Here is a 4306-nt window from a genome sequence, read left to right as displayed (position 1 = left end):
CTATGAGACGCCCTTCGCCGGCGCGCTCGCCAACGAGGCGCAGGTGTCGTCGCGCAAGAAGGTCGTCATCCTTGGCGGCGGGCCCAACCGCATCGGCCAGGGCATCGAGTTCGACTATTGCTGCTGCCACGCGGCTTTCGCGCTGCGCGATGCCGGCTTCGAGGCGATCATGGTCAACTGCAATCCGGAGACCGTCTCGACCGACTACGACACCTCGGACCGGCTCTATTTCGAGCCGCTGACGTCGGAGGACGTGCTGGAGATCGTGCGCGCCGAACAGGCGTCGGGCGAGTTGGTCGGCGTCATCGTCCAGTTCGGCGGTCAGACGCCGCTAAAGCTCGCCGACGCGCTGGAGAAGGCTGGCATCCCGATCCTCGGCACCTCGCCCGACATGATCGATCTGGCCGAAGACCGCGACCGTTTCCAGAAGCTGCTGCACAAGCTTGGCCTCAGCCAGCCAAAGAACGGCATCGCCTATTCGGTCGAGCAGGCCCGCCTCGTCGCCGGCGAGCTCGGCTTCCCGCTGGTGGTGCGCCCGTCCTATGTGCTCGGCGGCCGCGCCATGCAGATCATCCACGACGAAAGCATGCTGCAGACCTACCTGCTCGACACCGTGCCCGGCCTGGTGCCGGAGGACATCAAGCAGAAATACCCCAACGACAAGACCGGCCAGATCAACACGCTCTTGGGCAAGAACCCGCTATTGTTCGACACCTATCTCTCGGGCGCCATCGAGGTCGATGTCGACTGCCTATGCGACGGCACGTCGACCTTCGTCTCCGGCATCATGGAACATATCGAGGAGGCCGGCATCCATTCGGGCGACAGTGCCTGCTCGCTGCCGGTGCACTCGCTGCCGTCTGACCTCGTCGACGAGCTGGAGCGCCAGACGGCCGCGCTCGCCCGCGCGCTCAATGTCGGCGGGCTGATGAACGTGCAATATGCGATCAAGGACGGCACAGTCTATGTGCTGGAGGTCAACCCGCGCGCGTCACGCACCGTGCCCTTTGTCGCCAAGACCATTGGCCGTTCCATAGCGAAAATTGCCGCCCGCATCATGGCCGGCGAAAAGCTTGAAGACGCCTTCGCCCATTACGGCGCCATGCCCGATCCCAGGCGGCCCGGCCACATCGCGGTCAAGGAAGCCGTCTTCCCCTTCGCCCGCTTCCCCGGCGTCGACATATTGCTCGGCCCGGAAATGCGCTCGACCGGCGAGGTTATGGGCCTCGACCGCGACTTCGCGCTGGCCTTCGCCAAGAGCCAGTTAGGGGCGGGCGTCGATCTCCCCCGCGCGGGCACGCTGTTCGTCTCGGTGCGCGACGAGGACAAGAAGGGCATATTGCCGGCGGTCAAGCGCCTGGCCGGCCAAGGCTTCAAGGTTATGGCCACCTCAGGCACCGCCCGCTTCCTCGCCGAAAACGGCGTCGTCGCGGAAAAGATCAACAAGGTGCTGGAAGGCCGGCCACACATCGAGGACGCCATCCGCAATCGCCAGGTGCAGATCGTCTTCAACACCACTGATGGCCAGAAGGCGGTGTCGGACTCGAAATCGCTGCGCCGCGCGACGCTGATGCAGAAAGTGCCGTATTACACGACGCTGTCGGGTGCGGCCGCGGTGGCCGAGGCGATTGCAGCGCTGAGGGCCGGGAGTTTGGAAGTGCGGCCACTGCAGGAGTATTTTGCTTAGGTGATTAGCCGATCTCCCTCCTTGTGGGGGAGATGGCCGGCAGGCCAGAGGCGGGCGCTGTCCCGCCAACGCTGCGATTCCTACAGCACCCTGATCCTTCGTGCCGATCCGCCTATCCCAGAGGGTGAAGAGGGCGTCCCAACCCGCCCGAGATTTGACCGCAAAACAGCTGTCTTTGCCGCCGCTCGCTCTAGTTGAGAAACCCGATAAACCGTCCCGCGAACAGCACCGACGTCCACAGCACAAGCGAGAGCACAGCCAGGATGGTCACGGTCCCACCGGCCGGCTCGTCGCCGCCTTTTGCGCGGCGCATGAAGACGAGGAAGTTGGCCCCGGCGAGAAGGATGAGTGTCATCTTGGCGAGAAAAATCGGTATCGCCGCATATTCGCTCGCCCTGACTGAAAAGAGCAGCGACCCCGTGGCAAGCGCGCCGGCGAACGCGGCCAATGCGGTGCGGCGCAGCAACGCGATGAACGCCGCGTAGGGCAGCGAGCGGAATGCGCCGAGGACCCTGAGGTCCATCAGCCAGACGCTGGTCAGCAGCGCGCCGATCGACATGATGTGCAGCGCGTTGACTATGGGATAGGTGACGAATGAGGCCTTCAGTGCCCGCACCAAGGCGAGTTGCTCGATGCCGGCGAGGAGCTCGTCCATTCAGGCCGGCGGGACGCGGTCGGGATAAACATCATAAGTCTTGCCATTGACGATGATGCGGGATGCTTTCATCCACTTCTCGGTCTCGTCTCGCGAGCGGTGGCCGATCGCGGTCACCTCGTCGCCGACTTTGGCGACCTCCTCGGTGAAGCCGGCGGCGATCGTCCGGGACGGCGGCGCCAAATCCACCCGCCAGACCTCGCCCTCTGCGTCGACATCCAGCGTGGCATGTGGATTGCCGATGTAGATGGCCGTGATCTTGCCCCGGAGTTCGAAGAACCCGTCCTGGGTCCACGACCAGCCGTGATGTGCATAGGCTACGGTGGCGGCGGCAAGAATCACTGCCGCTGCCAGCGTGACGCTGCGAAGCCCTTTGAAAGGTGACTGCATTGCTCGCCTCCTCACCCACCGCATTCGAGAGTAGGTCACGGCGCGGCAACGTCAAATCACATCGGTGCGAAGGCCATGGGCTACGGAGATCGATGCCGAAGTCAGCGCCGCCCCTCAACCCCCTGCCGGAACCTTCTCCCCGTGCTTACGGAGAGCGGGTAATGGTGAGGGGCAGCGCCAACCTGGAGCGATTGCCGTTCGGCAGGAACGGTCCGGTCTTGCTTCTGACATCTATGCACGCCATGTTCGGCCCCTAGCCCGCTCTTCTTCTCCATCGAATGAAGGTCGGAGACTCACATCTGAACGAGGCACACCATGAGCAGTATGAGAGACCGTCAGGAAGGCTTCGAAAAGAAGTTTGCGATGGACGAGGACACGAAATTCAGGGCCATGGCGCGCCGCAACAAGCTGCTCGGCCTATGGGCGGCTGAAAAGCTCGGCAAAACCGGTGAGGACGCCGACGCCTATGCGAAAGAGGTGGTGCGCGCGGACTTCGAAGAGGCCGGGGACGACGACGTGTTGCGCAAAATACGCGCCGATTTCGACGCGGCGGGCGTCGCCCAGTCGGATGTTCAGATTCGCGGCGCCATGGACGAACTGCTGGTGACCGCGGTCGAGCAGATCAAGAACACCTGAGAGCTGCGCCAGCCTAAAGCGCGTCGCGACGCGCTTTAGGCACTTGTTTTATGCGTGTCGTTATCCCCAAACTGCCGCGCATCCTCGGGTCAAGCCCCGGGTCAAGCCCGGGGGTCAAGCCCGAGGGCATGCTTTTGGGCGCCATGCATTAGCTGTGGGCGGCCACCAAATCCTTTATGCGCTTTTCGTGCGTCCGCAGCGTCGGTAGCGTCTTCTTGGCGAATTCCTTCAGCGCCGGGTCTTCGCCCGACTGCGCATAGGTGGAAAACAGCGCCAACGCCTGCTTGTGCGCCTCGGTCTGCAGGAGGATGTATTTCGCCTGGAATTCATCGCCATCCAAGCCCTTGAGTTGGTCGAGCATCGTCTGATCCCTCGGCAACAATGCGGGGCCGCTCGCCGTAACCGAGGCCGTGGTCTGGCTCTGTTCCAGAGCTGCCTTGAAATCCTCGCCAGCCTTGGTGTGATCCCTGACCATCATCGCGGCGAATTCCCTGACATCGGCGGCGACATTCTTTTGTTCGGCCAGCTTGCTGCTTTCAATCTCGAAGCGGTTGGCGCTGGGGACGGTTCTGGTGAAGGTCTCGGTCTCGATCTTGGTTTCGCCGACAGCCGGTATGTCGGCCGGCGTGGCGGATTGGGCGAAGGCCGCCGGCGTGCCGGCAAACAAAGCGACGATGGCAAGCGTGAGATGCGGTTTCACAGGAAATCTCCGGGTTTGTGATCCTCGAAGAGTCCAACGCGACACAAGCGGCGAAGTTGCGCGGAGATTGGAGCGCCCTCCCTTCTCCCCTTTGTTTGTGGGAGAAGGTGGCCTCGCGCAGCGAGGTCGGATGAGGGGTGTTCCAGCTTGGCGTTACGCCCACTCACAACCGCCCATCAGCGCCGAGAGGACGCACAATTGCCAACGCCTCATTTCTTCCAGCACCCCTCACCCGTCT

General features: G+C 63.1%; 5 protein-coding genes. 2 read left to right on the top strand and 3 right to left on the bottom strand.

Translation table 11 applies throughout. The features are described from left to right. The coding region (gene carB, locus EOA86_RS24240) for a carbamoyl-phosphate synthase large subunit (RefSeq protein ID WP_128343977.1) at nt 1-1687 on the top strand (1687 nt) is incomplete at its 5' end. Between the two features lie 190 nt (nt 1688-1877). Here the strand turns inward: carB and EOA86_RS24235 are convergent. Then, on the bottom strand, nt 1878-2342 hold the full coding sequence (locus tag EOA86_RS24235; RefSeq protein WP_127211067.1) for a DUF6644 family protein: 465 nt from the start codon (nt 2340-2342) through the stop codon (nt 1878-1880). Next, the gene (locus EOA86_RS24230; protein ID WP_127211066.1) at nt 2343-2732 is read right to left on the bottom strand and encodes a DUF6152 family protein; all 390 of its coding nucleotides are present in this window, start codon (nt 2730-2732) and stop codon (nt 2343-2345) included. Between the two features lie 315 nt (nt 2733-3047). Here EOA86_RS24230 and EOA86_RS24225 point away from each other — a divergent pair, with 315 nt between their 5' ends. Then, nucleotides 3048-3368, top strand: a complete 321-nt coding sequence (locus EOA86_RS24225; protein WP_065012025.1) for a DUF1476 domain-containing protein — start codon at nt 3048-3050, stop codon at nt 3366-3368. A gap of 148 nt (nt 3369-3516) precedes the next feature. Here the strand turns inward: EOA86_RS24225 and EOA86_RS24220 are convergent, their stop codons facing one another. After that, complete coding sequence (locus EOA86_RS24220; RefSeq protein ID WP_127211065.1) at nt 3517-4068, bottom strand: DUF4142 domain-containing protein; 552 nt, start codon at nt 4066-4068, stop codon at nt 3517-3519. Nucleotides 4069-4306: the final 238 nt, after the last annotated feature.

The sequence above is a fragment of the Mesorhizobium sp. M5C.F.Ca.IN.020.32.2.1 genome, assembly GCF_004023105.1.
GTDB lineage: Bacteria > Pseudomonadota > Alphaproteobacteria > Rhizobiales > Rhizobiaceae > Mesorhizobium > Mesorhizobium wenxiniae.
This window is presented reverse-complemented; position numbering and strand designations above follow the sequence as displayed.